Genomic DNA, 25,912 nt, shown 5'->3' with positions numbered 1-25,912 from the left:
ACCTCCTGACAAAGGTCCCGATCTAGCCGCGGCGCAGCCGGGCCTCGATGCGCTCCCGCTCGGCGTTCGGCGTGAGCTTGGCGAACTGTTCCAGCGCGTCGCGGGCCTCGGTGGTGACCGCGGCCGGGGACGGCACCTGCACCTCGACGGTGACCAGCAGATCGCCGGCGTGCCCGTCGCGTCGTTGCACACCCTTGCCGCGCGCCCGCAACGTGCGGCCGCTCGGCGTGCCGGCCGGCACCCGCAGCGTCACGGGACTGTCCAGCGTGGGCACGCGCAGGTCGGTGCCGAGCACCGCCTCCGCGAACGTGATCGGCACGGTCAGCGTGATGTCGTCGCCGGTGCGCCCGAATATCTCGTCCGGCCGGACCTTGACCTGCACGTACAGGTCTCCGGCCGGGCCGCCCTTGTCGCCCGGCTCGCCCCGGCCTGAGAGCCGGATCCGCTGGCCGTCGCCGACGCCGGCGGGGAAGCGGACGTTGATCGTGCGGTTCTTGGTGACCCCGCCCGTGCCCCGGCACTCCGGGCACTTCTCGTCGACGATGCTGCCCGCGCCCTGGCACTCGCGGCACGGCTCGGAGAAGCTGAACGACCCCTGGTTGCGGGAGATCAGCCCGGAGCCGTGGCACTGCGGACAGGTCCGCGGCACGGTGCCGGGTTTCGCCCCGTTGCCGTGGCAGCTGTCGCAGACGCCCGGCGAACGCAACGTCAGCGGCAGGGTCGTGCCCTTGACCGCGTGCGCGAAGTCGAGCGTGACCTCGGCCTCGACGTCGCGGCCGCGCTGCGGTCCCCGGCGTGCTCCGGCCCCCGCCCCACCGGCGCCACCGCCGGAGAAGATGGAGCTGAAGATGTCCGAGAAGCCCGCGCCGCCGAACCGGCGGTCACCGGCCCCGCCGGCCTGACCGGCCCCGCTGAACCCGCCGCCGAACAGGTCGGACGGGTCGAACTGGGAGCCGCCCGCGCGGGCGCCCCGGCGGAACGCGCCCGAGCCGAACAGGGAGCGCATCTCGTCGTACTCTTTGCGCTTCTTGTCGTCGGACAGCACGTCGTACGCCTCGGACGCGGCCTTGAACCGGTCCTCGGCGTCGGAGTTGCCGGGGTTGTGGTCCGGGTGGTTCTCCCGGGCCAGCTTGCGGTACGCCTTCTTGATCTCGTCGGCGGAGGCGGACTTGCCCACCTTGAGAACGGCGTAGAAGTCCTTCTCCAGCCAGTCCTTCGAACTCATCCAGCCCACCTCCTCCACCGGATCGCCGGGTCAGGTGCCGAGGTCCCGCCCACCTCGCGGTGGGCGGGACGGGTGCGTGTCACTCGGGGTCGGCGACCGCGACCAGGGCGGGCCGCAGCAGCCGCTCACCCAGGGTGTAACCGCGGCGCATCACCTCGACGCAGGTCGGCTCCGAGACGTCGGCCGACGTCAGGTGCGCGACCGCCTCGTGGCGGGTCGGGTCGAACGGGTCGCCCTTCTCGCCGAAGCCCACGAGGCCCAGCTTGCCGACCGCGGTGCCCAGCGCCTCCGCCACCGAGGCGAACGGGCCGACCAGGTCACCGTGCTCGCGAGCCCGGTCGACGTCGTCCAGCACCGGCAACAGCGCGATGAGCACCGTGCCGGTGGTGTGCTCGGCGGCGACACTGCGGTCCCGATCGACCCGCTTGCGGTAGTTGGCGTATTCCGCCGACACCCGCTGCAGGTCCCGGGTCCGCTCCTCGAGCTCGGTGCGCAACGCCTCCAGCTCGGCGCCGAGGGCGGGCGTGTCGATGATCACGCCCTCCTCCGGCTCCTCGGCGGCGCGGTGCGCGCCTCCCGTGGACTCCTCCTCGGCCTGCTTGGCCACCTTGGTGTCCTTACCTTTCACGTCGATCTTGCGCCGATCCCGGATGACGACGCGCTCGGTTCCCTGACCGTCGTTCTCGTCGTCCGAACGGCTCACTTCTTGTCGTCCTCGACGATCTCGGCGTCCACGACGTCGTCAGCACCGGAGGTCGGGCCGGCGTTCGGGCCCGCGCTCGCGCCGGCCGCACCGGCGCCGCCCGGGGCGCCCTGCGTGCCGTCGGGGCCGGGAGCGCCCTGCGTGCCGTCCTGGTTCTGCTGCGCGTAGAGCAGCGAACCCGCCTGCTGGGAGACCGAGGCCAGCTTCTCGTGCGCGGTCTTGATCTTCTCGATGTCGCTGCCGCCCAGCGCGCCGCGCAGGTCGCCCAGCGCCTCGCTGATCTGGTTGCGGCTCTCCTCAGGCAGCTTGTCGCCGCTCTCGGCGAGAAACTTCTCGGTCTGCCACTGCAGCTGCTCGGCCAGGTTGCGGCTCTCCGCATCCTCCTTGCGCTGCTTGTCCTCGTCGGCGTGGTCCTGGGCGTCGCGCATCATGCGCTCGATGTCGTCCTTCGGCAGCGCGGAGCCGCCGGTGATCGTCATCTTCTGCTCCTTGCCGGTGCCCATGTCCTTGGCGGCCACGTGCACGATGCCGTTCGCGTCGATGTCGAAGGTGACCTCGATCTGCGGCACGTTGCGCGGCGCCGGCGGCAGGCCGGTCAGCTCGAAGGTGCCGAGCTTCTTGTTGTAGGCCGCGATCTCACGCTCACCCTGGAAGACCTGGATCAGCACGGACGGCTGGTTGTCGTCGGCCGTGGTGAAGACCTCGGAGCGCTTGGTCGGGATGGTGGTGTTGCGCTCGATCAGCTTGGTGAAGATGCCGCCCTTGGTCTCGATGCCCAGGCTCAGCGGGGTCACGTCGAGCAGCAGGACGTCCTTGACCTCACCCTTGAGCACACCGGCCTGCAGGGCGGCGCCGACGGCGACGACCTCGTCCGGGTTGACGCCCTTGTTCGGGTCGCGGCCGATCATGGACTTGACCAGGTCGGACACGGCGGGCATCCGGGTCGAGCCGCCGACCAGGATGACGTGGTCGATGTCCGAGACCTTGATGCCGGCGTCCTTGATGGCCTGCTCGAACGGGCCCTTGCAGCGGTCCAGCAGGTCCTGCGTCATGCGCTGGAACTCCGACCGGTTGAGGGTCGTGTCCAGGTGCAGCGGGCCGGCCGGGCCGGCGGTGATGTACGGCAGGTTGATGCTGGTGGTCGACGCGGCCGAGAGCTCGATCTTCGCCTTCTCGGCGGCCTCGCGGAGCCGCTGGAGCGCCATCTTGTCGGCGGACAGGTCGATGCCGTGCTCGCCGCGGAAGGTCTTGACCAGGTGGTCGATCACCCGCTGGTCCCAGTCATCGCCGCCCAGGTGGTTGTCGCCGGAGGTCGACTTGACCTCGATGACACCCTCGCCCAGCTCGAGCAGGGAGACGTCGAAGGTGCCGCCGCCGAGGTCGAAGACCAGGACGGTCTGCTCCTTGGAGCCCTTGTCCAGGCCGTACGCCAGGGCGGCGGCGGTGGGCTCGTTGACGATGCGCAGCACGTTGAAGCCCGCGATCTCGCCGGCCTCCTTGGTGGCCTGGCGCTGCGCGTCGTTGAAGTAGGCCGGGACGGTGATGACCGCGTCCGTGACCGACTCACCGAGGTAGGCCTCGGAGTCGCGCTTGAGCTTCATGAGCACCCGCGCGGAGATCTCCTGCGGGGTGTACTTCTTGCCGTCGATGTCGACGGACCAGTTGGTGCCGACCTCCCGCTTGACCGAACGGATCGTCCGGTCGGGGTTGGTCACCGCCTGACGCTTGGCAACCTCGCCGACGAGCACCTCGCCGTTGCGTGCGAAGGCGACGATGGACGGCGTCGTCCGGGAGCCTTCGGCGTTCGCGACGACCGTGGGCTCACCGCCCTCGAGAACGCTGACGCAGGAGTTCGTGGTGCCGAGGTCGATGCCGACCGCTCGTGCCATGTTCGCTTCCTCGCTTCATGCAGGTCTTCGATTTCAAGTTGAGTGGACCGGGCTCAATGATGCCACGGCGATCCCACTCCGCAAGTCAAAGTTGAGCGAAGGCGGCGCAACTCACGGTCGGCAGGTACCTGTCCGGTCACGGCGCCGGGGTACCTGTTGTGGGGAATGCATAGATCAGGCACGCTTTACCCGTGACGACGCACGGTGACGCGGTCGGTCCGTCGGCCACTCCCGCCGTAGCCGACCCACCCGCCAAGAACGGCAAACCCGACAAACGATCCCGTACGGCCGCAGACAACCCAACCGCAAGCACGTCCACCCAGGCCGACGCCGCCGCCGAGAGCGCGCAGCCGGAGCCTGCCGCCACCGCGCCACCCAAGCCGGAATGGCCGCCCACCACGGCCGCGACCACGGGAAACGTCGTGACGACAAAAACCGAACAGCCGCCCCCGGAGCAGACCTCCGACGAGTCGATCACCGCCGGCGACACCGCGGCGCCAGAGGCGTCAGAGAGCGCTCCCGCCGACCCGACGGCCACCGCCCCGGCCGACGAGGCCGACAACTCGTCGACGCCGCCGGCGGCCGAGCCGAAGTCGTCTGACGCGAAGGACGCGGATTCCGGCGTGCCGACTTCCGAACCGCCCGCATCCGACACGCCGACCTCCGACGCGCCCACTTCCGACGCGCCGGCTTCCGACGCGTCTGCATCCGACTCGCCGGCTCCTGACTCGTCTGCGCCCGACTCGCCGGCTCCTGACTCGTCTGCGCCCGACTCGCCGGCTCCTGACTCGTCTGCGCCCGACTCGCCCACCGCCGGCTCCTCGACGGTCGCGGAGTCCACAGACGACGTCAAGATCCGCGCGGACGACACCGAGCCGCTCCCGGCCGCGGCGTCCGCCACCGGGGACGAGCCGACCGCGGTCCAGGAGCCGGCGGCCGACACCGAGGCCCTGCCCGTCACAGATTCCGACCGCACCGACGAGCCCACCCTGATCCGGGAGCCCGCAGCCGACACCGAGGTCCTGCCCGTCACGAAGTCCGACCGCGCCGACGAGCCGACCCTGATCGACGAGCCGGCCATTGCCGACGAGCCCACCCTGGTCGACCCCCGGTCCGCCGAGGACCAGCCCACGCTGATCGACGAGCCGGTCACCGCGCCCGTGCCCGCCGCCCAGAAGACGGCGCCCGTCAAGACGGCGACCCCGAAGAGCGGATGGCCCGAGGAAGCCGGGGCGGTGTTCGAGCCTGCCGTGCCCGTCGAGCCCCCGCCCGCCGTCGGTGCCCTCGCCACCGCCCTCTCCCGGCTGCGCGCGACCATCGGCGGCACCGCGTACCCCCTGGTCATGCCCTCCGCGCAGGAGGCCGAGCGGATCGGCGCCGCGCTGGTCGCCCAGCTCGACGACTACCTGCTGCCGCGCCTGGCGCGGCTCGACGCGCCGCTGCTGGTCGTGGTCGGCGGTTCCACCGGCGCGGGGAAGTCCACGCTGGTCAACAGCCTGGTCCGGGCGCCGGTGACCAAGGCCGGCGTGCTGCGCCCGACGACCCGCTCGCCGGTGCTGGTCAGCCACCCGTCCGACGCGCCGTGGTTCCGCAACGGGCAGCTGCTGCCGGGTCTGACCCGTACCGCCGAGAGCTCGACCGATCCCAACACCCTGCAGCTGGTCTCCGCGCTCGCGCTCGGTCCCGGCCTGGCGTTTCTCGACGCGCCGGACATCGACTCGGTGGTCGACCGCAACCGCCAGCTCGCCGCGCAGCTGCTCGCCGCCGCCGACCTGTGGCTGTTCGTCACGACCGCGGCCCGCTACGCCGACGCCGTGCCGTGGGAGCTGCTCACCACCGCCCGGCTGCGCGGCACGGTGATCGCGCTCGTGCTGGACCGGGTGCCCCCGGAGGCGGCCGGCGAGGTCTCCGCCCACCTCGGCGAGATGCTCGCCGCCCGGGACATGGGTGCGGCACCGGTCTTCGTGCTGCCGGAATCCACGCTGGACGGCCAGGGGCTGCTGCCGGAACACGAGACCCGGCCGCTGCACGACTGGTTCGCCCAGCTCGCGGCCGACAGCAGCGCCCGCGCCGCGGTGGTCAAGCAGACCCTCGACGGCGCCCTGTCCGCGCTCGGCCCGGCGGTGGCCGGGCTGGCCGCGGCCGCCGACGAGCAGGCCACCGCCGCCAAGGTGCTGGACGAGCGGGTCACCGCGGCATACCGCACGGCCCGCCGGACGCTGGCGGGCGGACTGCAGGACGGCCGGCTGCTCCGCGGCGAGGTGCTGGCCCGCTGGCAGGAGTTCGTCGGCACCGGCGAGTTCCTGCGCACGCTGGAGTCCCGGGTCGGCCAGCTCCGCGACAAGGTCGTCTCCGTGGTGACCGGCCGCCCGGCGCCCGGGCGCAACCTGCAGGCAGCGCTGGAGTCCCAGCTCGCCACGCTGCTGCGCGGGGTCGCCTCGGACGCGGCCGAGCAGGCGTACTCGGCCTGGCAGGCGCACCCCGCGGGGGCCGCGCTGCTGGAGCCGGGCCTGCAGAAGCCGTCCCCGGACCTGCCCCAGCGCGCCGAACGGGTGATCCGCGACTGGCAGCGATTCGTCCTGGAGCTGGTGCGCAGCGAGGCCGGCGACAAGCGGGTGGTGGCCCGCGGCGCGGCGTACGCGGTCAACGGCATCGGGCTGACCGTGATGATCGCGGTGTTCACCTCGACCGCGTTCATCCCGACCGGCGCCGAGGTGGCGGTCGGCGCGGGCACCACGGTCGCCGCGCAGAAGGTGCTCGAGGCGATCTTCGGGGACCAGGCGATCCGCACCCTGGCCACCCGGGCACGCGAGGAGCTGCTGGCCCGGGTTAACGTGCTGCTCGACGCGGAGGCGGCCCGGTTCACGGACCGCACCGCCGCCGTGGGGCTGGAGCTGGAACCGGGCGCCACGCTGCGGCAGGCCGCAGCCGAGGTGGAACGGGCCAGGGAGGAACTCGCGTTGACCGGGACGCCGTCATGAGCCTCGTCGAACGGGTCAAGAACGCGCTGACCGGGGACGACCGGGTGGACGCCGAGCAGCTCGTCGCACGGCTGGACGCGTTGCAGCGGTTCCTGCGGGTGACCGACCCGCACCTGCCGGACAACGATCTGGTGGCCGCGCACACGCTGGTCGAACGGGCCGGCAGCCGGCTCGCCCTCTCCCAGGACCACACCGTGGTGGCGCTCGCCGGCAGCACCGGCAGCGGCAAGTCCAGCCTGTTCAACGCGCTGGCCCGGCTCAAGCTGTCGCCGGTGGGCGTACGCCGGCCGACGACCGGGGTCGCGCACGCCTGCGTCTGGGGCCCGCTGGAACCGGCGAACCGGCTGCTGGACTGGGTCGGCGTGCTGCCCCGGCAGCGCTTCATCCGGGAGAGCGCGCTGGACGGCGACGACGAGGCCGCCCTGCGCGGGCTGGTCCTGCTCGACCTGCCCGACTTCGACTCCGTCGAGCGCGGCCACCGGCTCGAGGTGGACCGGCTGCTCGGCCTGGTCGACCAGGTGGTCTGGGTGGTCGACCCGCAGAAGTACGGCGACCGCGTGCTGCACAACGCCTACCTGCGACAGTTCAAGCAGCACAGTGACATCACCATCGTGGTGCTGAACCAGGCGGACCGGCTCTCCCCCAGCGATACCGAGATCGTCATCACCGACCTCAAGCGGCTGCTCGAGGAGGACGGGCTCACCGGCGTGCCGGCGCTGGCCACCTCCGCCAAGCAGCCGGGCATGCTCACCGAGCTGCGCGAGGCCCTGGAGAAGACGGTCGCGGAACGGCAGGCCTCGCTGCGCCGCCTCGCCGGCGACCTGGACGTGGTGGCCGAGCACCTGGCCACGATGATCGGCCCGCCGGCGGCCGAGGACGAGGTCGACCGGGCGACGGTACGCCAGCTCAGCGACGCGCTCGCCGCGTCCGCCGGGGTGCCCGCCGTGGCCGCCGCGACTGCCAGTGCGTACCGGCACCGGGCGATCGCGAGCACCGGCTGGCCACTGGTCCGCGGCGTCCGCAAGCTGCGCCCGGACCCGCTCAAGCGCCTGCACCTGTCCACCGACAAGCCCGACCCCAAGGCGGTGGAGGAGGCTCCGGTCGCCCGTACCTCGCTGCCCGAGGCGGACGCGGCGCAGAAGTCGGCTGTCGGCCTGTCCGTACGGGCCGTGGCCGCCCGGGCGGCCGCGCCGATCCCGCAGGTCTGGGCCCCCGCGCTGAACACCGCGGCCCGGTCCCGGCTGGGCGACCTGCCCGACGCGCTGGACCGCGCGGTGGCCAAGACCGACCTGGGGATGAGCCGCAAACCGTTCTGGTGGACCGCGGTCGGCCTGCTGCAATGGCTGTTCACCATCGCGGCGGTGGTCGGCCTCGGCTGGCTCCTCGCCGGGTACGGGGTGCGGGTCCTGGGCCTGCCCGCCTTCGACAACCCGCAGGTCGGCGACGTCCCGCTGCCCACGTTGCTGCTGCTCGGCGGCCTGCTGATGGGCGCCCTGCTGGCCGCGCTGCTGCGGCCGATCGTCAACCTCGGCGCGAAACGCGCCAGCCGGCGGGCCGAGCAACGGCTCCGCGGCTCGGTCACCGAGGTGGCCCGGGAGTACGTCGTGGCGCCGGTGCGCGAGGTGCTCAACGGGTACGCGCAGGCCCGCGAGGCCCTGACGGTCGTCCGTTCGGAATAGGTCCGGCGAGCTGCGGGGCAGGTAGGCTCGGCGGCATGGCGGCACCCCAGACTCCATACGACGCGGTCCTGCACGCGGCCCGCGACGTGGCGAAGCTCGACTGCGCCCTGGACGCCGAGATGCTGGGCACCGCACTCCTGGGCAGCGTGTACTCCGTGGCGGTAACCGACCGCGCCACGGCGGTCCGGGAGTTTGTCGGCCAGTTCCTCAGCGCCACCGTCCGGCGACGCACGGCATCGTCGACGACCATCCGCGAGGTCTTCGCCGCCCTGGTGCCGGACGCGGAGGGCGCGGCTGACGTACGCCCCGGCCCCCAGGCCCCGGCGTGGACCACCCAGCTCGGCCGGGTCCGCCCGACCGGCTGCTACGCCTACGGCGACGTGTACGGCGACCAGACGTCCTATCTGGTCACCTTCGCCTACGACGACGCCGAGCGCGGCGGCCCGGAACACGCGGTGGTCGCGCTGGTGGACCACAACATCGGCATCACCAAGGACGTCTTCGTGGGCGGCCCGGCCGAACGCATCCTCGGCCAGGTCCGCGAGATGTGCGCGGGCGACGAGCTGACCTGGTTCCGCGAGGAGGACCCGGGACGGCTGCGCATCGAGGTGAGCAAGCACCTGGAGATCACCGACGGCCTCAGCGACCTGCCCGCGGACGGCAACCTGGCAACGGACCGCGCGCTGGCCACGGCCCGGCTGGCCCTGCTGCCGGCCGCGCAGGTGCCGCCGCTGACGGAGCCACCGGAGCTGAGCGGCCCCGACCGCGAACGCCTGCTGCGCGACTTCCTGGCCTCACCGGAAGCGGCCCGCTTCACCCTCGGCGACGTGTCGGCCGACGACGAGCTGGCCTCCCTGCACTTCTGCCTGAGCCTGCTGCTGGACCACGCGGCAAGCCTGCCGGAACCGGACCCGCTGCGCTGGAGCCCGGCGGTCGCGGGCCTGTTCCTGCTGGACTGGGTGCACCGCCGCGCGGTCCTCGACATGGACGACGCGGCGATGCTGCCCCGGGTGACCCGAGCCTGGTCGGCCTACGCGACCCGCAAACGCGGCCTGCCGGCGGCAGCGGCGGAGCAGACGGACACGGTGGTCGAGGAGATGATCCCGGAATTCGCCCGCCTCTACGCAACCGGCGAGAAGCGCAGCCCGGCAACGGCGGCGGTGGCCCAGCTGATCTCGGAAGGCGTGGACCCGAACGACGCGGAAGCCATCGACGCCTGGATCGAAACCAACCGCCACCGCCTCACCGACGACTCCTGATCAACGCAGGGCAGCCCTATGAAGGCGAGCGGCCGCGGCTACACAACAGCGGATCTGCACGGGCTGCCCGAGGGTCGGCGCTGGGAGCTGATCGAGGGCAGCCTGACGGTTTCCCCGACCGGGACGATCGACCACAACGCCGTCGCGAGCTGGATCGCCCTGGCAGTGGAGAAGTCAGTTCCCGAGGACTATGTGGTCGGCACCAATCAGTCGTCACGATTGACGACCACAACGAGCCGAGGCCCGATGTGATCGTCGCCCCGGCGGACTACCTGCAGCAGTCGCCGTTCCCGATCGAGGGGGCGCAGCTCGTGGTCGAGGTCATTTCTCCCACGTCCGTGCTGCGGGACACCGAGACCAAGCGGGCGCTCTACGCCCGGGCCGGGGTGCCCGCCTACTGGATCGTCGTCCCGGACGCCGACAAGCCGACCATTTCCCTGGCCGAGCTGGTGCTGGACGAGCCGGGCGGGCAGTACCGCTTCGCGACGCATTACACGACCGAGGTGTTCGAGACCGGGACGCCGTGGCAGGTCCGTGTTGATCTGCCGCAGCTCATCGCGCGGCGGGCGCGGATGATGCGGGTCGACGCGGGGTAGCCGGTTTTCGGCCGCCTCGCCCGGCGAGCCTCCACATCGCCGGGAGAGGGCGGCCTTTCACCAGCGGTTCTGCTGGTGGTCCTGGTGGTCCCGCCGCTGGTCCAGGTGGTGTCGGCCCATCCGGGAGCTGCGGTGCCGGGCGCCGATGTGGTCGTCCGTGCGGTGCATGCGTTCCGCGCGGTGGGAGCCGCGGTGGGCGCGGGTCGCCGTGGTTGTCTGGGTGCCGTCGCTGCGGTCCGTCGTGAGCGATTGGTGGCGGTTGCTGTTGTGGGTGCGGTCCGCGGTGCGGGCCGGCCTGACGTTCTGCGGGCGCTCGGTCACTGCTGACCTCCGGCGGGAGTCGGACCGGGCAGCCTTCGCCGTCCGGATGGTGAGCTTGTGGATGATCTGGTCGGGCTTCGCACGCCGGCCGGTGGTGCCGCTGTGGACGGAGGTCTCGCGCTCGGCGGAATCGCGGCGGGCCGGCCGGTGACGGTGGCTGGTGTTGTCGTCACAGTCCTGGTGTCGCGGCCGGGCCGGGCGGTGGTGATGCGACGGGCGCGCCGAGCAGTCGCTGCGGTCCACGCACCACGGTGGGCGGACCGGCTTCGCCGGCGGATCCGGCCGGTCGCCGCCCGAGGAATCCCCACCCGAAGAATCCCCGCCCGCGGAATGGTCACCCGATGACGAGCCGCCCGGCGAGCCGTCAGAAGATCCGCCCGAAGAACCGCCCGGCGAGCCGCCCGAAGAACCGCCCGAAGAACCGCCCGAAGAACCGCCCGAAGAACCGCCAGGCGAATCGTCAGACGAGCCGCCCGGAGAGTCGCCGGACGAGCCGTCAGAGGAGCCACCCGAAGAGTTACCGGACGAGCCGCCAGGCGAGCCGTCGGAAGGGTCTCCACCGGGCGAGTGGTCGCCGGAAGACCCGCCATCGGAAGAATGGCCGCCCGAGGGGCCGTCGGCGTTGCCATCAGCGGAGCCGGGAGAGTCACCGTCCGAGGCGCCACCGTCCCCCGAGCCCACCGAGTCGTTCGGCTTCTCCGGCTTGACCGGGATCGTGGGCAGCCCCGGCACCCCCGGGGGCCGCACCGGCGCCGGCTTCTCCGGCGCAGAGCCCGAGCCAGACCCAGAGCCGGACCCGGACCCGGACCCGGACCCGGAGCCGGAGCCGGAGCCGGAGCCGGAGCCGGAGCCGGAGCCGGAGCCGGAGCCGGAGCCGGCCGGCTTCCCAGGCCGCCAAGACTCCCCCCGATCAACCGAGGAACCAGACCCCGAGGACCCGGACGACCCGGACGGGCCCGGCGACCCCGGTGACTCCGACGACCCCGGAGACCCCGAAGGCCCGGTGCGCGTGCTCTGGGCGTACCCCTTGGGTTTTGGCCGTGGCTTGGTCTTGCGTTTCTGGGCCTGGCCCTGCACAACCCCGGAGCTTCCCGGCAGCTTCAGATCGGGTCGCGCGCTGCCGGTCCCGGAAGACGCCGACGGCGCGGGCCGGACCGGACCGGTCGAGACCGGCGGGATGAACGGGGCGTCCATGGCCCCGGTGCGGCCCTCGTCGAGTTCGCGGGAGCCGGCGGTGATGGCCGCCAGGGTCGGCAGCGACGCCAGCCCGACGAGCATCGCCACGATCAGCACATAGCGGCGGGTCGGTCCGGCGAAGCCCTCGGCGCTGTAGACGCCGTTGAGCCTTTTGCGCATGACCTTGATCGGCGGTACGAGCCCGTCGTCGTCCGGGTGCTCCGGCACGCCCACCACCCCCTACATAAAGATCAACTTGGATCTGTCTCGGCTATCGGGGTGAACGACGCATATCGCTTCCGGCAGCGGCGTAAGTCGGCCGTTCCGGCGGAAGTGATTGCACGAAAACCGCTTAATGGGACAAAAACGGGCACCGATGACTCCGCAAGATTTCGGATCTGTGATCGACCTGACCTGTGGCGGCCCTCACGTTCTCTGCGAGGATGGTGGTGACGGCACCGCCGCCGTCGCGGCTGGACCAAGCAGCGGGACGCGGTGGGGGTCGTCACTCCCCGGCGGGGTCTGTGATCACGCCGACCAGCCGCGCGGCAACCTCACCCGGGCCAGGCGCGGCGAACCCAGCGGTCAGCCGCGCGGACGGGCAACACCCGCCGTGGGCGCAGAGATGAACAGGGAGACACGGATGGCGAACGGCGATAGCCCGGTCGGAGCAGACGCTCCGGCAGGCGGCTTCGTTCAGCTGCTCACGCCCGACGGTGAGCGCATTGACAGCGTCACCACGGCGGACGGGATCACCTACTCGGTCGACTTCACCGACGACGAGTACCGCGAGCTGTACAAGGACCTCGTGACCGTCCGCCGCCTGGACGCCGAGGCGACCGCCCTGCAGCGGCAGGGTGAGCTGGGGATCTGGGCCAGCCTGCTGGGCCAGGAGGCCGCGCAGGTGGGCTCCGGCCGGGCGCTGCGCCCGCAGGACATGGCGTTCCCGACCTACCGCGAGCACGGCGTGCTCTACACCCGCGGCATCGACCCGATCATGCCGTTCGGCCTGTTCCGGGGCGTCGACCAGGGCGGCTGGGACGCGAACAAGTACAAGTTCAACGGCTACACGATCGTGATCGGCTCGCAGACACTGCACGCCACCGGCTACGCCATGGGCGTCACCATGGACGGCAAGACCGGCACGCCCGACGGCGAGGCGGTCATCGCATACTTCGGCGACGGCGCCACCAGCCAGGGCGAGGTCAACGAGGCGTTCGTCTGGGCCGGCGTGTTCCACGCGCCGATGGTGTTCTTCTGCCAGAACAACCAGTACGCGATCTCCGAGCCGCTGGAGCGGCAGACCCGCATCCCGCTCTACCGGCGCGCGGCGGGCTTCGGCTTCCCCGGCGTCCGGATCGACGGCAACGACGTGCTGGCCACCTTCGCGGTGACCCGGGCGGCGCTCGACCAGGCCCGTAACGGCCAGGGGCCGACGCTGATCGAGGCGTACACGTACCGGATGGGCGCGCACACCAGCTCCGACGACCCGACCCGCTACCGGATCGCCAGCGAGGTCGAGTCCTGGAAGGTCAAGGACCCGATCAGCCGGTTCAAGGCGTTCCTGAGCAAGCAGCAGCTGGCCGACGACGCGTTCTTCGGCGAGGTCGACGAGTCGGCCCGCAAGCTCGCCCTGGACCTGCGCGAACGGGTGCTGGCCATGCCGGACCCGCAGCCGGTCACGATGTTCGACCACGTCTACCCGCACGGCTCGCCCGAGCTCGACCGGCAGCGTGCGCAGTTCGCCGCCTACGAGGCCTCGTTCGAAGGGAGCGCCCACCGATGAGCGAGACTCTCACCCTCGGCAAGGCCCTCAACCACGGTCTGCGCCGCGCGCTCGAGAACGACCCCAAGGTCGTCATCATGGGCGAGGACGTCGGCAAGCTCGGCGGCGTCTTCCGGATCACCGACGGCCTGCAGAAGGACTTCGGCGAGAACCGGGTCATCGACACCCCGCTGGCCGAGGCCGGCATCATCGGCACCGCGGTCGGCCTGGCCATCCGCGGCTACCGGCCGGTCTGCGAGATCCAGTTCGACGGGTTCGTGTTCCCGGCGTACAACCAGATCGTCGCGCAGGTGGCGAAGATGTACTACCGCTCGATGGGCAAGGTCACGCTGCCGATCGTCATCCGGATCCCGTACGGCGGTGGCATCGGCGCGGTCGAGCACCACTCCGAGTCGCCCGAGGCGTACTTCGCGCACACCCCCGGCCTCAAGGTCGTGACCTGCTCGAACCCGGCCGACGCGTACGGGATGATCCAGCAGGCGATCACCTCGGATGACCCGATCGTGTTCTTCGAGCCGAAGCGCCGCTACTGGGAGAAGGGCGAGGTCGACCTCGACGCGCCCGCGAGCTTCCCGCTGCACGCGTCCCGGGTGGCCCGCGAGGGTGCGGACGCGACGGTGATCGCGTACGGGCCGATGGTCCGCACCGCGCTGGACGCGGCGCAGGCCGCGGCCGAGGACGGCCGTCAGCTCGAGGTCATCGACCTGCGCACGCTCTCCCCGCTGGACCTGGGCCCGGTGTTCGCGTCCGTCCGCAAGACCGGCCGCGCCGTGGTCGTCCACGAGGCGCCCGGCAACCTGGGCATGGGCGCCGAGATCGCCGCCCGGATCACCGAGGAGTGCTTCTACTCGCTGGAGGCGCCGGTGCTGCGGGTCACGGGCTTCGACGTGCCCTATCCGGCCGCCCGCGTCGAAGAGGAGTACCTGCCCGACCTGGACCGGGTGCTGGACGCCGTCGACCGTTCGTTCGGCTGGTGAACCCGATGACACGGATCAAGGAGTTCACCCTGCCCGATCTGGGCGAGGGCCTGACCGAGGGCGAGATCCTCACCTGGCTGGTCAAGGTCGGCGACACGATCGAGCTGAACCAGCCGATCGTCGAGGTCGAGACCGCGAAGGCGGCGGTGGAGATCCCGGCCAAGTGGGGCGGGGTCGTCACCCGGATCTTCCACGAGGCCGGCACCACGGTCGAGGTCGGTGCGCCGATCATCTCGATCGACACCGACCCGGGCGCGGGCCCGGTCCCCTCCGCCGAGTCGCTCGCGGCGGTCGAGATCGCTCCCGAGGAGGGCTCCGTCGAGCCCGGCATGATCGGTGGTCCGGCTCCGGGCGGCCGCACGGCCGTGCTGGTCGGATACGGCCCGAAAACCACAACTGCCAAAAGACGACCCCGCATCGGTACGCCCACAGGGTCCCCAACCGCACCACCGGCCGAGCAGAACGCAGCCGGGGCACCGGCCCCCGTGGCCCAGCCGACCCCGGCATCGTCCCCGCCCCAGGCCCCACCGGCCGCCACCGTGACCCACCAAGCTCCCGTGGCACCGGCTCCCCCAGCAGCGCCCGTGGCACCACCCACCCCCGCTCCGCATCGAGCAGGCCCGGTGCTGGCCAAGCCGCCGGTCCGGAAGCTGGCGAAGGATCTCGGGGTCGACCTGACCACGATCGCCGGCACCGGCCCGCTCGGCTCGGTGACCCGGGAGGACGTCCACCAGGCGGCGACCGCACCGGCACCCACCGAGACCGCCGGCACCCAGCCGGCCCCGGTCGTCGCCGCTGTGTTCGACGCCACCCGCGAGCAGCGCATCCCGATCAAGGGCGTCCGCAAGCTCACCGCGGAGAACATGGTCGCGTCGGCGTTCACTGCGCCGCACGTGACCGAGTTCCTCACCGTGGACGTGACCCGGACGATGAAGGCGCTGGAGCGGCTCAAGGCCCGGCCCGAGTTCCGCGACGTGCGGATCTCGCCGCTGCTGTTCGTGGCGAAGGCGGTGCTGCTGGCCGTCCGGCGGCACCCGATGGTCAACTCGACCTGGTCCGCGGCGACGAACGAGATCGTCGTCAAGGACTACGTCAACCTGGGCATCGCCGCGGCGACCCCACGCGGCCTGATCGTGCCGAACATCAAGGACGCCGGCCGGCTCACGCTGCGTGAGCTCGCGGATGCGTTGACCGCCCTAGTGCAAACGGCCAAGTCGGGAAAGACCGCACCATCCGACATGTCGGGCGGAACGTTCTCGATCACCAACGTCGGCGTCTTCGGCATCGACTCCGGCACGCCGATCCTGCCGCCGGGCGAAGCAGCCATCCTGGCGCTCGGGACCATCCGCCCGACGCCCTGGGTGCACCGGGAGAAGATCAAGATTCGCCAGGTCACCACCCTCGGGCTCTCCTTCGACCACCGCATCGTGGACGGCGAACTGGGCTCGAAGTTCCTCCGCGACATCGGCGGTTTCCTGGCGGACCCGGAGTCGGCACTTCTCTCCTGGACCTGAGGTTTCTTTGGCAAGAAGTTTTCCCAACCTACGATCCTTAGGTAGGTAAGCGGGATCACCCCCGCAATCGTTGGCGGTCCGTGTTTCGGCGCGGTTAAATAGAACTAGCGCCGGAACACGGCACCGCAGACGAGGGCCAAGCCTTGGCCCGGGGGAGTGACACCGTAATGAGCACCATCGAGCGCATCCGCAACCGCCGTATCGCCAAGCGCGACGCCCGCGCCATCGACCGCGCGTGGAAGGCAGCGCCGACCCGATCGATGCGGGACGAAATCGCAATCTTCAGCCAGCAGCGGTCGTTCTGATCACCTTTTGATCACCACCGCACCCGACAGCCCGCCCGGCCCTCCGAGCGGGCTGCCGTCGTTCCAATCAGGGCAATTGCCCACCAAAGGTCGCCCTCCTCCGTGATTTACGCCGCACCACCGCGCTCCGGACGGCGTACACCGGGATTTCTTCCGGCCCCGACGACCGGTACGGTTGGCGACGGTCACCTGCCCGGCTCGGCCGGCCGGGCGGGAAAGCGACCGGGCGACGCCCAGCTCTGCCGGGTCGGCTCGCACGCCGAGCCGCGCAGTCCGCAGGTGCAGAGCTGGCAGGGCCGACAGTCTTGGAGGAGGCGCGTATGACGTCCGAGGGCCAGCACGCCGGTCAGCAGCCGGGGGCCACGTCGGGCAGCGGAGCCGGCCAGTTCGGCACCGACGGCTTCCCGCCGGACGCCTTCCCGCCGGACTCCGACGGTCACCAGACCGCCGACCGCGCTCCGTCGTACCCGCACGCCCAGGAATCCCTGCCGAGCGCGTACGCCCCGCCACCCCACACCACCCCGAACGGCGGCTCGCCCTTCGTGGTGCCGGCGGTGCCCCCGGCCGGGCAGGCCGCCCCGGGCTCCCAGCAGCCGGGATACCCACCAGCCGCTTCCCAGCCGCCGGGATACCCGCCGCCCAGCGCGCAGTCCCCTGGCTTCCCGCCCGCTGGCGCACAGCCGGGATTCCCACCGCCGAGTTCGCAGTCCCCCGGCTTCCCGCCGGCCGACTCCCGGCGGCCCGACTCCCCGGCATCGGCCTCGCAATCTCCCGGCTTTCCGCCGGCCGGCTCACAGCCACCGGGATTCCCACCGCCGACCTCGCAGTCCCCCGGCTTCCCAGCCGCCGACTCCCGGCGGCCCGGCTCCCCGCAGGCCGACTCCCCGGTGCCCGGCTCGCAATCCCCCGGGTTCCCACCCGCCGGCTCCCCGCAGCCCGATTTCCCGCCGTCCGGTGCGCAGTCCGCCGGGTTCCCGCCTGCCAGCGCGCAGCCGCAGGGCTTCCCGCCGCCCAGCTCGCAGTCCCCGGGATTCCCGTCGGCCGACTCCCGGCGGTCTGGCTCCCAGCAGCCCGACTCCCCGGCATCGGCCTCGCAATCTCCCGGCTTCCCGCCGGCCGGCTCACAGCCACCGGGCTTCCCCCCGCCGACCTCGCAGTCGCCCGGCTTCCCGCCGCCCAGCTCGCAGTCGCCCGGCTTCCCGCCGCCCAGCTCGCAGTCGCCCGGCTTCCCGCCGCCCAGCTCGCAGTCGCCCGGCTTCCCCCCGCCCAGCTCGCAGTCGCCCGGCTTCCCCCCGCCCAGTTCGCAGTCGCCCGGCTTCCCCCCGCCCAGCTCGCAGTCGCCCGGCTTCCCGCCGGCCGGCTCGCAGTCCGCGTCCGCGCAGGTTGTCGGTTCGCAGCCGCCGGGCTCACCGGCGGCCGGGCCGCAGTCGCGGGGTGCTCAGGCTCCGGGTTCACCGTCGACCGGCGGTGGGTCCGGCACGCCGACGCCCGGCCCGGCTTTCGGCCCCGGCGCGGCCCAGTTCGCCTCGGCCTCGAGCGGTTCCGCGCGTGTGCCCGAGCCCGGCGCCATGCCGCAGCACCCGTCCGCCGCGGTGCCGGCTCCTGCCGACTCGTTCGCCACCCCCGAGGTGCTCCAGTCCGCCTGGGCACCCCGGGCCTCGGCCCAGCCGGCCGCGGAGGACAACCCGTTCACCCGGCCTGCCGAGCCGCACCCCTACCGCGGCGGTGGCGGCGCCGGTGACCTGCCACAGCGCTCGCCCGGCATCGCGGGCGGCCCGCTGGACGGCCCGGTCGGCGAGTTCAACGGCTTCGCCCCGGCCCGCCAGCCTGCGGACTCCGCACCGGCAGCCGGACCGGACATGCCGCGTCGCCCCGGCGGCTCCCCCTTCGACCGGCCGGACTCTGCCCCGGCGGACCGTGGACCGTTCGGTGGGTCCGAGCGGTCGTCGTTCGCGCCCGCCCCTCGGGAACCCTTCGGTGGCTCCGCGAGCGATGAGTCGTTCGGCTCCGCGCGTACCGATGACGATGCTCAGCCCGGCGACCGCCCACCGGGCGTGTCCGCCTTCGGTGACCAGCGCGTCCGGGTACCCGGCGCGACCCTGACCGGCCTGCCGGACGCCCCGCCCGCCGGCCCGGACGGCGTCCCTGCCGCCCGCAGCGGCGGCTTCCCGACCCGGGGCAGCGGCGAAAGCGGCGGCTTCCCGACCCGGGGAGGCTCCGGCAACGGCAGCTTCCCGATGCGCGGCGCCGGCGCCCGCGGCAGCGACGCTCTCGCCCGCGGCGACGCCGCCGACGGGGAATTCCCCGCTCGCAGCGACGCCGACAGCGGCGCGTTCCCGGCCCGCGGCGACAGCTTCGGCCAGGGCAGCACCGACGGCGGCGCGTTCCCGGCTCGCAACGACGGCTTCGGCCGTGGTGCCGACAGCGGCGCGTTCCCCGCTCGGGGTGCCGCCGACGCCGGTGGGCTGCCCGCCCGTGGTGGCTTCCCCGCCGGTGCCGAGGCCTCCCGGGGAGAAGTCGACAGCGACGGCTTCCCCGCCCGGCCCGGTTCCGACAGCAACCCCTTCCGCGACGGCACGTTCCGTCGGGAGGATGCCGACGGCGGTTTCGCCGCACCGGCCACATCGGACAGCGGGGGCTTCCCCATGCGTGCAGCTTCGGACGGCGAGCCCGGCCGGTCCGGTCCGGGTCGACCGGTTTCCGGCCAGCCCGACGAGGCGCCCGCCCGGCGCGGCTTCGGTGAGCGCCCCGACGACGGTGGCGAGCAGGCGCCGTTCGGCCAGCCCGCCGACGGTTACGCCCAGCGGATCCCCGGTGCGTCGTTCGCGACCGCCGGCCCGCCCGACGGGGGCAGTGTCGGATATGCCCAGCGGGTGCCCGGCGCCTCGTTCGGCGACGCCGGCTCGCCCGCGGTCGCCGAGGCCCGCGGTGGCGCCGCCGTGCCGCAGCCGCGTGACCCCTCCGAGCGCCCCGACTCCGGCGACTCTCCGGCCGCCGAGCGCCCGGCCAAGGGCACCGCGCGTCCGGTGTCGGCCAGTGCCTCCGTGCCGGTGGCCAGCCGGGTGAGCCCGCCCGTGGACGCCGAGGAGGTGCCACCGCCGCCGGCCGGCCCGCAGTCGCGGGTTTACGGCCGTCCCGCGCCCGCCGACGAGCCCGCGCCGCCGTCGCCGTACCAGGAAGATGACCAGCCGGACAGCCCCTACGGTCGCCCGGCCGACGGCACCTACGGCAAGCCGCCGCAGGCCGACGGCACCTATGGGCGGGCAGCCGAGGCCGTCCGGCCGGCGTCCGGCGCTTCCCCGTTCGCCGATGCCGGTGACGACCGGGCCGACCCGTACGCCCAGCCGGAGCACGGCGGTGCACCGGCCGGTGGCTTCGGCACGGCGCCGTCCTCAGGCGCACCCGATGCCGCTCCGACCTCAGGCGCGTTCGGCGCCGCACCGACCTCGGGCACGTTCGGCACCCCGCCGACCTCGGGCACGTTCGGCACCGCGCCGGCCTCGGGTGGGGCGCAGCCGCCCGGACGGCCCTCCGGCCGGGCCACCGCCAGCGCGCGGGTGAGCCCGCCGCCGGCCGGCCAGCCGTTCGCGCCGTCCTCGCCCGCCCCCGACGCGGACGCCCGGAACGCGGCGCAGTTCACCGAGTTCACCACGGACATCGCCGGCCGCGGCCGGTCGGAGCAGCCGGGTCCGGTGCCCGGCAATCCCGCCGCCCGGACCATGCCGCCGGACCAGTACAGCGAGAACACCACGGACGTGTCCGGCCGCGGCCAGGGCCCGGAGCAGCCGTACGTGCCCGCGCCGGCGCTGCCGTCGATGCACGCCGCGCCGCCGCTGGAGAACGGCTTCCCGCCCGCCCCCGCGTCGGATTCCACCCAGCCGTTCGGTGAGCGGCCACGGATGGGCGGCGTCTTCCCGGGCCCGGCCAGCCGCGCCACGGTGACCCCGCCCGGCCCGGAGCAGACAGCGTCGTGGCCCGGGCGGGCGGAGCCGGACGCCGACCAGGGCCGCTTCGACTCGTTCAAGCAGGACGCCCCGGCGATGGTGCCGACCGAGGTGGCCAAGCCCGAGACGCCGCACGTCCGGATGCTGCCGGTGATCCTGGGTGTCATCCTCGGCGCCGGCCTGATCGTGGGTCTGACGCTGGGTGTCACCTGGCTGATCGCCCGCGGCTCGCACGACGGCGGCAGCAGCTTCTCGGTCAGCGCGGGCGACTGCGTCAAGCGCAACGGCGACGCCGCGGTCACCGCGAACTGCAGCGACCCCGGCTCGTTCGAGGTCACGGCGATCGTCGACACCAAGGAACAGTGCCCGGACCCGAACCAGCCGTACGTGGTCAACCCGACCGACAACGGGCGCACCCAGGTGCTCTGCCTGAAACCGCGCAGCTGACCGGGTGACGTGCGCGGCCACCCCGGCCCAGGGGTGGCCCGCGCGTCGGGCACGATGGGGCCATGACCGCGCGCGTACGGGCCCCGGAGCTTCGGGGCCGAGGCTGGCTCAACACCGGTGGCCGTTCCCTCACCCTGGCCGACCTGCGCGGCAAGGCGGCGATCCTCGACTTCTGGACCTTCTGCTGCATCAACTGTCTGCACGTCCTGGACGAGTTGCGGCCGCTGGAGGAGAAGTACGGCGACGCCCTCGTGGTGATCGGCGTGCACTCGCCGAAGTTCGAGCACGAGCGGGACCCTGCCGCCCTCGCCGCCGCCGTCGAGCGGTACGGCGTGCACCACCCCGTGCTCGACGACGCCGACATGCAGATGTGGCAGCAGTACGCCGCCAAGGCCTGGCCCACCCTCTCGGTGATCGACCCCGAGGGTTACGTCGTCGCCTCGATGGCCGGCGAGGGTCACGCCGAGGGCCTGATGCGCCTGCTGGACGAGCTGATCGCCACCCACGAGGCGGCGGGCACCCTGCACCGCGGCGACGGGCCGTACGTGCCTCCGGCCGCCCCCGACACGCTGCTGCGCTTCCCCGGCAAGGCCATCGAGCTGCCGAACGGCAACCTGCTGGTCTCCGACTCCGCCCGGCACTCGCTGGTGGAGCTCACCGCCGACGGCGAGTCCCTGGTCCGCCGGTTCGGCACGGGTGAGCGTGGCCGCGCCGACGGCCCCGCCGAGCTGGCGAGCTTCAACGAGCCGCAGGGCCTCTGCCTGCTGCCGACGGGCACCGCCGACTACGACGTCGTCGTCGCGGACACCGTCAACCATCTGCTGCGCGGCCTGCGCCTGGAGACGGGTGAGGTGGTCACCGTGGCCGGCACCGGCCGCCCGTGGCGCACGGCGGCCGACGACGGTGAGTCGCTGTCCTCCCCGTGGGACGTGGCTTGGTTCGAGGAGCAGGTCGTCGTCGCGATGGCCGGCATCCACCAGCTCTGGTGGTTCGCCCCGGCCTCCGGCGCCACCGGGGTGTACGCGGGCACCACCGTCGAGTCCCTGCGCGACGGCAAGCTCCCGGACGTCTGGATGGCGCAGCCGTCGGGCCTGTCCGCCGCCGGTGACCGGCTGTGGATCGCCGACAGCGAGACGTCGGCGCTGCGCTGGGTCGAGGCGGGTGAGCTGCACACCGCCGTCGGGCAGGGCCTGTTCGACTTCGGCCACGTGGACGGCCCCGCCGCGGAGGCGTTGCTGCAGCATCCGCTGGGGGTCGGGGCGCTGCCCGACGGTTCGGTGCTGATCGCCGACACCTACAACGGCGCCGTCCGCCGGTTCGACCCGGCCACCGGCGAGGTGTCGACCGTCGATTCCGGCCTGGCCGAGCCCAGTGATGTCCTGCTCACCCGGGACGGCGCGGTGCTGGTGGTCGAGTCCGGGGCGCACCGCCTGGTGCGGCTGGCGCCGGGCGCCGTCCGTACCGTCGCGGGAGAGCGACACCGCACCGAGCGCCCGCCGTCGTCGCTGGCGCCGGGCGAGGTGACCTTGGACGTGGTCTTCACTCCCGCGCCGGGCCAGAAGCTGGACACCTCGTTCGGCCCGTCGACCCGCCTGGTGGTCTCCGCGTCACCGCCGGAGCTGCTGCTGGAGGGCGAGGGCACGACCACCGAGCTGTCCCGCCGGCTCGTGCTCAACCCGGCGGTGCCCAAGGGCATCCTGCAGGTGGTGGCGCAGGCCGCGACGTGCGACGCGGAGGTGGAGCACGCCGCCTGCCATCTGACCCGGCAGGATTGGGGTGTGCCGGTGCTCGTGGAGCCGGGCGCGCCGAGCCGATTGCCGTTGATCCTGCGCGGGCTGGATGGGTGAGACGGTTCACTACTGAGCAGTAACCTACGGTGCCGTAACCTGGAGGCGTGACGACCGACGCCCCGTTCCACATGAAGCCTGCCGACCTCGGCAAGCCGCGGCTGCGTGGCCGGCTGCACCAGTACGCGTTCTTCGTCGCGCTGGTCTGCGGCATCGTGCTCTGTTCGATCGCCGCCACCCGGCCCGGCCTCGCACCGTTCCTGAGCACGCTGATCTACAGCATCACCGTGTGCGGCCTGTTCGGCATCAGCGCGCTCTACCACCGGCGGGTCTGGGGTGAGCGCGGCTACCAGGTCATGCGCCGCCTCGACCACTCGATGATCTTCATCTTCATCGCGGGCACCTACACGCCGTTCTGCGTGCTGCTGCTGGAGCGGGACAAGGCGACGCTGATGCTGAGCCTGATCTGGATCGGCGCGCTCGGCGGCGTGGCTCTCAAGAGCATCTGGCCGCATCTGCCGCGCTGGGTGGGCGCGCCGCTCTACCTGGCGCTGGGCTGGGGCGCGGTGGCGATACTGCCGGACATCCTGCACAACGGCGGCGTGGCCGACCTGGCGCTGCTCGCCGCCGGCGGCCTGATCTACAGCGTCGGGGCGGTCTTCTACGCCATGCGCCGGCCGAACCCGTGGCCGACCGTCTTCGGCCACCACGAGTTCTTCCACGCCTGCACGCTGGTCGCGGCGCTCTGCCACCACATCGCGATCTACTTCGCGCTCTACGCTTGATCGCATGGAGTTCGACCTGAAGCTCGGCGACGGCCGCATCCTGCACGCGTACGACACGGGCGGGGACGGCACGCCGGTCTTCTGGTTCCACGGCACGCCCAATCTCGGCGCGCCGCCGGTGCCGCTGATCCGGGAGGGCGTCCGCTGGCTGTCGTACGACCGGCCCGGTTACGGCGGCTCCACCCCGCGCCCCGGCCGTGATGTCGCGTCGGCCGCCGAGGACGTCGCCGCCGTCGCGGACGAGCTGGGTCTCGACCGGTTCGCCGCGATGAGCCACTCCGGCGGCGGCCCGCACGCGCTGGCCTGCGCCGTGCTGCTGCCCGGCCGGGTCACCGCGGTGGCCTCGCTGGCCGGCCCGGCCCCGTACGGCGCCGACGGGCTGGACTGGTTCGCCGGGATGGCGCCGTCCGGCGTCGCCTCGCTGCGCGCCGCGGCCGAGGGCCGTGCCGCCAAGGAGCGGCACGAGGCGACCGCCACCGACGCCGAGCCCGGCTTCACCGACCGCGACCAGGTCACGTTCGCGGGCCCGTGGTCGTGGATCCTGGAGGTGGTGCACCCGGCGCTGGCCGCCGGTCCCGCCGCGTTGATCGACGACGACCTGGCCTACGTGGCGCCCTGGGGCTTCGACCCGGCCGGCGTCTCGGTGCCCCTGCTGATCGTGCACGGCGGCGCCGACCTCATGGTGCCGGGCGCCCACGGCGTCTGGCTGGCCGAGCGCTGCCCCACCGCCGAGCTGTGGCTGCGCCCCGAGGACGGCCACATCTCGATCCTGGAATCCGCCGGTGCGGCGTTGGAGTGGCTCACTCAGCCCCGCGCGTCGTAGGCGGTCCGCGCCTCGACCACGTCGGCGATGTGCTTCTCCGCCCATTCCTGCAGCGCGTCCACCAGGCCCAGCAGGCTGCGGCCGAGCGAGGTCAGGGCGTAGTCGACGCGGGGCGGCACCACCGGGTAGACCGTGCGGGTGACCAGGCCGTCGCGTTCGAGGGCGCGCAGCGTCTGGGTGAGCATCTTCGGGCTGATCCCGGGGATCCGGTGCGCGAGCTGGGTGTATCGCATCGCGCCGTCGGCCAGCGATGCGACGATCAGCACGCTCCAGGCGTCGCCGATGCGGTCCAGCAGCTGGCGGCTGGGGCAGTCCTTGGCGTACACACTCGCTTCCACCAGGAAACTATCCCTCAGGTGAGTACCGCACTTCAAGGTGCTCTCTATCTCTTGGGAAGTGATGCGCGACCTGCGCAGTTGTGCGGAAGGAACGGTCGACCGGCCGTTGCCGCAGCATGTTGAGGAGATCTGCCATGACCATCGTCGTCACCGGTGCCACCGGAGGCCTCGGCCGCCACGCCGTCGAGTCCCTGCTCGCCCGCGGCGTGCCCGCCGACCGGATCGTGGCGGTCGGCCGCAGCATCGAGAAGATCCAGGACCTGGCCGACCGCGGCGTGGACGTCCGGTACGCGTCGTACGACGAGCCGGAGTCGCTGCGCAAGGCCTTCGTGGGCGCCGAGAAGCTGCTGCTGGTCTCCGCCAGCGAGCCGGGCAAGCGCGTCCCGCAGCACCAGAACGTCATCGATGCGGCCAAGGAGGCCGGGGTCAGCCGGATCTTCTACACCAGCGCGCCGCACGCCGACACCTCCGCCATGATCCTGGCCACCGAGCACCTCGCCACCGAGCAGGCCCTCGCCGCGTCCGGCATCCCGTTCGTGGTCCTGCGCAACGGCTGGTACCTGGAGAACTACGACCTGCGGGGCGCCCTGGAGCACGGCCTGGTCGGCGCCGCCGGCGACGGGAAGATCAGCCTGGTCACCCGGGCCGACCTGGCCGAGGCTGCTGCGGCCGCCGTGGTCGCGGACCGGCTCGACAAGCAGGTGTACGAGCTGGGCGGCGAGGGCGTCACGATGGCCGAGCTGGCCGCCGAGGTCTCCCGCCAGTCCGGCCGCGAGGTCACCTACACCAACCTGCCGCCGGAGAAGTACACGGAGTTCCTGGTGGGCGTGGGCCTGCCGGAGGGCTTCGCCGCCGTCCTGGCCGACTCCGACCACCACGCGGCCTCCGGCGCCCTCTACACCGGCACCGAGGACCTGGCCCAGCTGCTCGGCCGCCCGGCCACCCCGCTGGCCGACGCGGTCCGCGCCCGGCTCGCCTGACCCCGGACACGCCGCAGGGAGTGCCACCGCACCGGTGGCACTCCCTCGCGCTTGCCGTCAGGCGCCGTACGGCGGCGGGGGCGGGGGCTGGCGCCGCGTGGTCTCGCGGTACTCCTGCACGACCTCACCGTCGCGGTACGCCGGGTCGTTGCTCACGACCGGCGGCTGCTGCTGCACCACCGCGGGGCGACGCCGGCTGTTCCAGTACCAGATGGTGACGACCAGACCGATCAGCCCGGCCAGCATCAGCACGTAGCCGACGACGTTGATGTCCAGTCCGCTGATTTCCGCGTTGACCGCGAACGCCAGGATTGCTCCCAACGCGAGGAGAAAAATACTTCCGCCGATGCCCATATTGGCCTCCCAGGCTCGTGGCTGCCGCACCGAGCCGCGGCAA

At 72.7% G+C, this 25,912-nt stretch carries 21 protein-coding genes; 15 read left to right on the top strand and 6 right to left on the bottom strand.

The genetic code is table 11. The annotated features are described in order from the left end of the window. Positions 1–22 precede the first annotated feature (22 nt). The 3 genes from dnaJ to dnaK form a co-directional block, all read right to left on the bottom strand. A complete protein-coding gene (gene dnaJ / locus ACIBQZ_RS30635) occupies positions 23–1,225 on the bottom strand; it encodes a molecular chaperone DnaJ (protein WP_396092283.1) in 1,203 nt (400 codons plus the stop codon). 79 nt (positions 1,226–1,304) lie between these two features. Next, on the bottom strand, positions 1,305–1,928 hold the full coding sequence (gene grpE / locus ACIBQZ_RS30630; protein WP_396092282.1) for a nucleotide exchange factor GrpE: 624 nt from the start codon (positions 1,926–1,928) through the stop codon (positions 1,305–1,307). After that, positions 1,925–3,817: a molecular chaperone DnaK gene (gene dnaK / locus ACIBQZ_RS30625; protein WP_396092281.1), complete on the bottom strand. Its 1,893-nt coding sequence runs from the start codon at positions 3,815–3,817 to the stop codon at positions 1,925–1,927. Before dnaK ends, grpE begins: the two co-directional genes overlap by 4 nt. A gap of 646 nt (positions 3,818–4,463) precedes the next feature. Here dnaK and ACIBQZ_RS30620 point away from each other — a divergent pair. The 6 genes from ACIBQZ_RS30620 (at position 4,464) to ACIBQZ_RS30595 (ending at position 10,332) form a co-directional block, all read left to right on the top strand. After that, entirely contained in the window at positions 4,464–4,544 is an 81-nt protein-coding gene (locus ACIBQZ_RS30620; RefSeq protein ID WP_396092312.1) for a hypothetical protein, read from the top strand. 508 nt (positions 4,545–5,052) lie between these two features. Continuing rightward, entirely contained in the window at positions 5,053–6,798 is a 1,746-nt protein-coding gene (locus tag ACIBQZ_RS30615; protein WP_396092311.1) for an ABC transporter, read from the top strand. After that, positions 6,795–8,477, top strand: coding sequence for a GTPase family protein (locus ACIBQZ_RS30610; RefSeq protein ID WP_396092280.1), 1,683 nt, complete (start codon positions 6,795–6,797; stop codon positions 8,475–8,477). The genes ACIBQZ_RS30615 and ACIBQZ_RS30610 overlap by 4 nt, the downstream gene beginning before the upstream one ends. Before the next feature lie 35 nt (positions 8,478–8,512). Then, complete coding sequence (locus ACIBQZ_RS30605; protein WP_396092279.1) at positions 8,513–9,736, top strand: hypothetical protein; 1,224 nt, start codon at positions 8,513–8,515, stop codon at positions 9,734–9,736. 18 nt (positions 9,737–9,754) lie between these two features. Beyond that, positions 9,755–9,988: a hypothetical protein gene (locus tag ACIBQZ_RS30600; RefSeq protein ID WP_396092278.1), complete on the top strand. Its 234-nt coding sequence runs from the start codon at positions 9,755–9,757 to the stop codon at positions 9,986–9,988. Continuing rightward, positions 9,985–10,332 carry a Uma2 family endonuclease gene (locus ACIBQZ_RS30595; protein ID WP_396092277.1) on the top strand — a complete coding sequence of 116 codons (348 nt, stop codon included), beginning with the start codon at positions 9,985–9,987 and terminating at the stop codon, positions 10,330–10,332. Before ACIBQZ_RS30600 ends, ACIBQZ_RS30595 begins: the two co-directional genes overlap by 4 nt. 57 nt (positions 10,333–10,389) lie before the next feature. Here the strand turns inward: ACIBQZ_RS30595 and ACIBQZ_RS30590 are convergent, their stop codons facing one another. Continuing rightward, positions 10,390–10,896, bottom strand: a complete 507-nt coding sequence (locus ACIBQZ_RS30590) for a hypothetical protein (RefSeq protein ID WP_396092276.1) — start codon at positions 10,894–10,896, stop codon at positions 10,390–10,392. 1,558 nt (positions 10,897–12,454) lie between these two features. Here ACIBQZ_RS30590 and pdhA point away from each other — a divergent pair. The 8 genes from pdhA (at position 12,455) to ACIBQZ_RS30550 (ending at position 24,197) form a co-directional block, all read left to right on the top strand. Continuing rightward, complete coding sequence (gene pdhA, locus ACIBQZ_RS30585) at positions 12,455–13,615, top strand: pyruvate dehydrogenase (acetyl-transferring) E1 component subunit alpha (RefSeq protein WP_396092275.1); 1,161 nt, start codon at positions 12,455–12,457, stop codon at positions 13,613–13,615. Next, positions 13,612–14,592, top strand: coding sequence for an alpha-ketoacid dehydrogenase subunit beta (locus tag ACIBQZ_RS30580; protein WP_396092274.1), 981 nt, complete (start codon positions 13,612–13,614; stop codon positions 14,590–14,592). The genes pdhA and ACIBQZ_RS30580 overlap by 4 nt, the downstream gene beginning before the upstream one ends. Before the next feature lie 5 nt (positions 14,593–14,597). Continuing rightward, positions 14,598–16,106: a dihydrolipoamide acetyltransferase family protein gene (locus ACIBQZ_RS30575; protein ID WP_396092273.1), complete on the top strand. Its 1,509-nt coding sequence runs from the start codon at positions 14,598–14,600 to the stop codon at positions 16,104–16,106. A 167-nt stretch (positions 16,107–16,273) separates the two neighbouring features. Beyond that, on the top strand, positions 16,274–16,411 hold the full coding sequence (locus ACIBQZ_RS30570) for a hypothetical protein (RefSeq protein ID WP_396092272.1): 138 nt from the start codon (positions 16,274–16,276) through the stop codon (positions 16,409–16,411). Between the two features lie 1,568 nt (positions 16,412–17,979). Continuing rightward, positions 17,980–20,802, top strand: coding sequence for a hypothetical protein (locus ACIBQZ_RS30565; RefSeq protein WP_396092271.1), 2,823 nt, complete (start codon positions 17,980–17,982; stop codon positions 20,800–20,802). A gap of 62 nt (positions 20,803–20,864) precedes the next feature. Next, on the top strand, positions 20,865–22,649 hold the full coding sequence (locus ACIBQZ_RS30560; RefSeq protein ID WP_396092270.1) for an NHL domain-containing thioredoxin family protein: 1,785 nt from the start codon (positions 20,865–20,867) through the stop codon (positions 22,647–22,649). A 47-nt stretch (positions 22,650–22,696) separates the two neighbouring features. Further along, positions 22,697–23,374, top strand: a complete 678-nt coding sequence (locus ACIBQZ_RS30555; protein ID WP_396092269.1) for a hemolysin III family protein — start codon at positions 22,697–22,699, stop codon at positions 23,372–23,374. A 4-nt stretch (positions 23,375–23,378) separates the two neighbouring features. Continuing rightward, complete coding sequence (locus ACIBQZ_RS30550; RefSeq protein WP_396092268.1) at positions 23,379–24,197, top strand: alpha/beta fold hydrolase; 819 nt, start codon at positions 23,379–23,381, stop codon at positions 24,195–24,197. Here ACIBQZ_RS30550 and ACIBQZ_RS30545 read toward each other — a convergent pair. Continuing rightward, a complete protein-coding gene (locus ACIBQZ_RS30545) occupies positions 24,179–24,535 on the bottom strand; it encodes a winged helix-turn-helix transcriptional regulator (protein WP_396092267.1) in 357 nt (118 codons plus the stop codon). The two genes, ACIBQZ_RS30550 and ACIBQZ_RS30545, sit on opposite strands and share 19 nt — an antisense overlap. Before the next feature lie 134 nt (positions 24,536–24,669). On the opposite strand from ACIBQZ_RS30545, the gene ACIBQZ_RS30540 reads away from it, so the two are divergent. Continuing rightward, positions 24,670–25,515, top strand: coding sequence for an SDR family oxidoreductase (locus ACIBQZ_RS30540; protein ID WP_396092266.1), 846 nt, complete (start codon positions 24,670–24,672; stop codon positions 25,513–25,515). A 57-nt stretch (positions 25,516–25,572) separates the two neighbouring features. Here ACIBQZ_RS30540 and ACIBQZ_RS30535 read toward each other — a convergent pair whose 3' ends face one another. Then, the gene (locus ACIBQZ_RS30535; protein ID WP_396092265.1) at positions 25,573–25,869 is read right to left on the bottom strand and encodes a DUF6458 family protein; all 297 of its coding nucleotides are present in this window, start codon (positions 25,867–25,869) and stop codon (positions 25,573–25,575) included. Positions 25,870–25,912: the final 43 nt, after the last annotated feature.

The organism is Actinoplanes sp. NPDC049599 (assembly GCF_044465625.1).
Lineage (GTDB): Bacteria > Actinomycetota > Actinomycetes > Mycobacteriales > Micromonosporaceae > Actinoplanes.
Note: the sequence above shows the minus strand (reverse complement) of the source record. Positions and strands in the feature narration are given on the sequence as shown.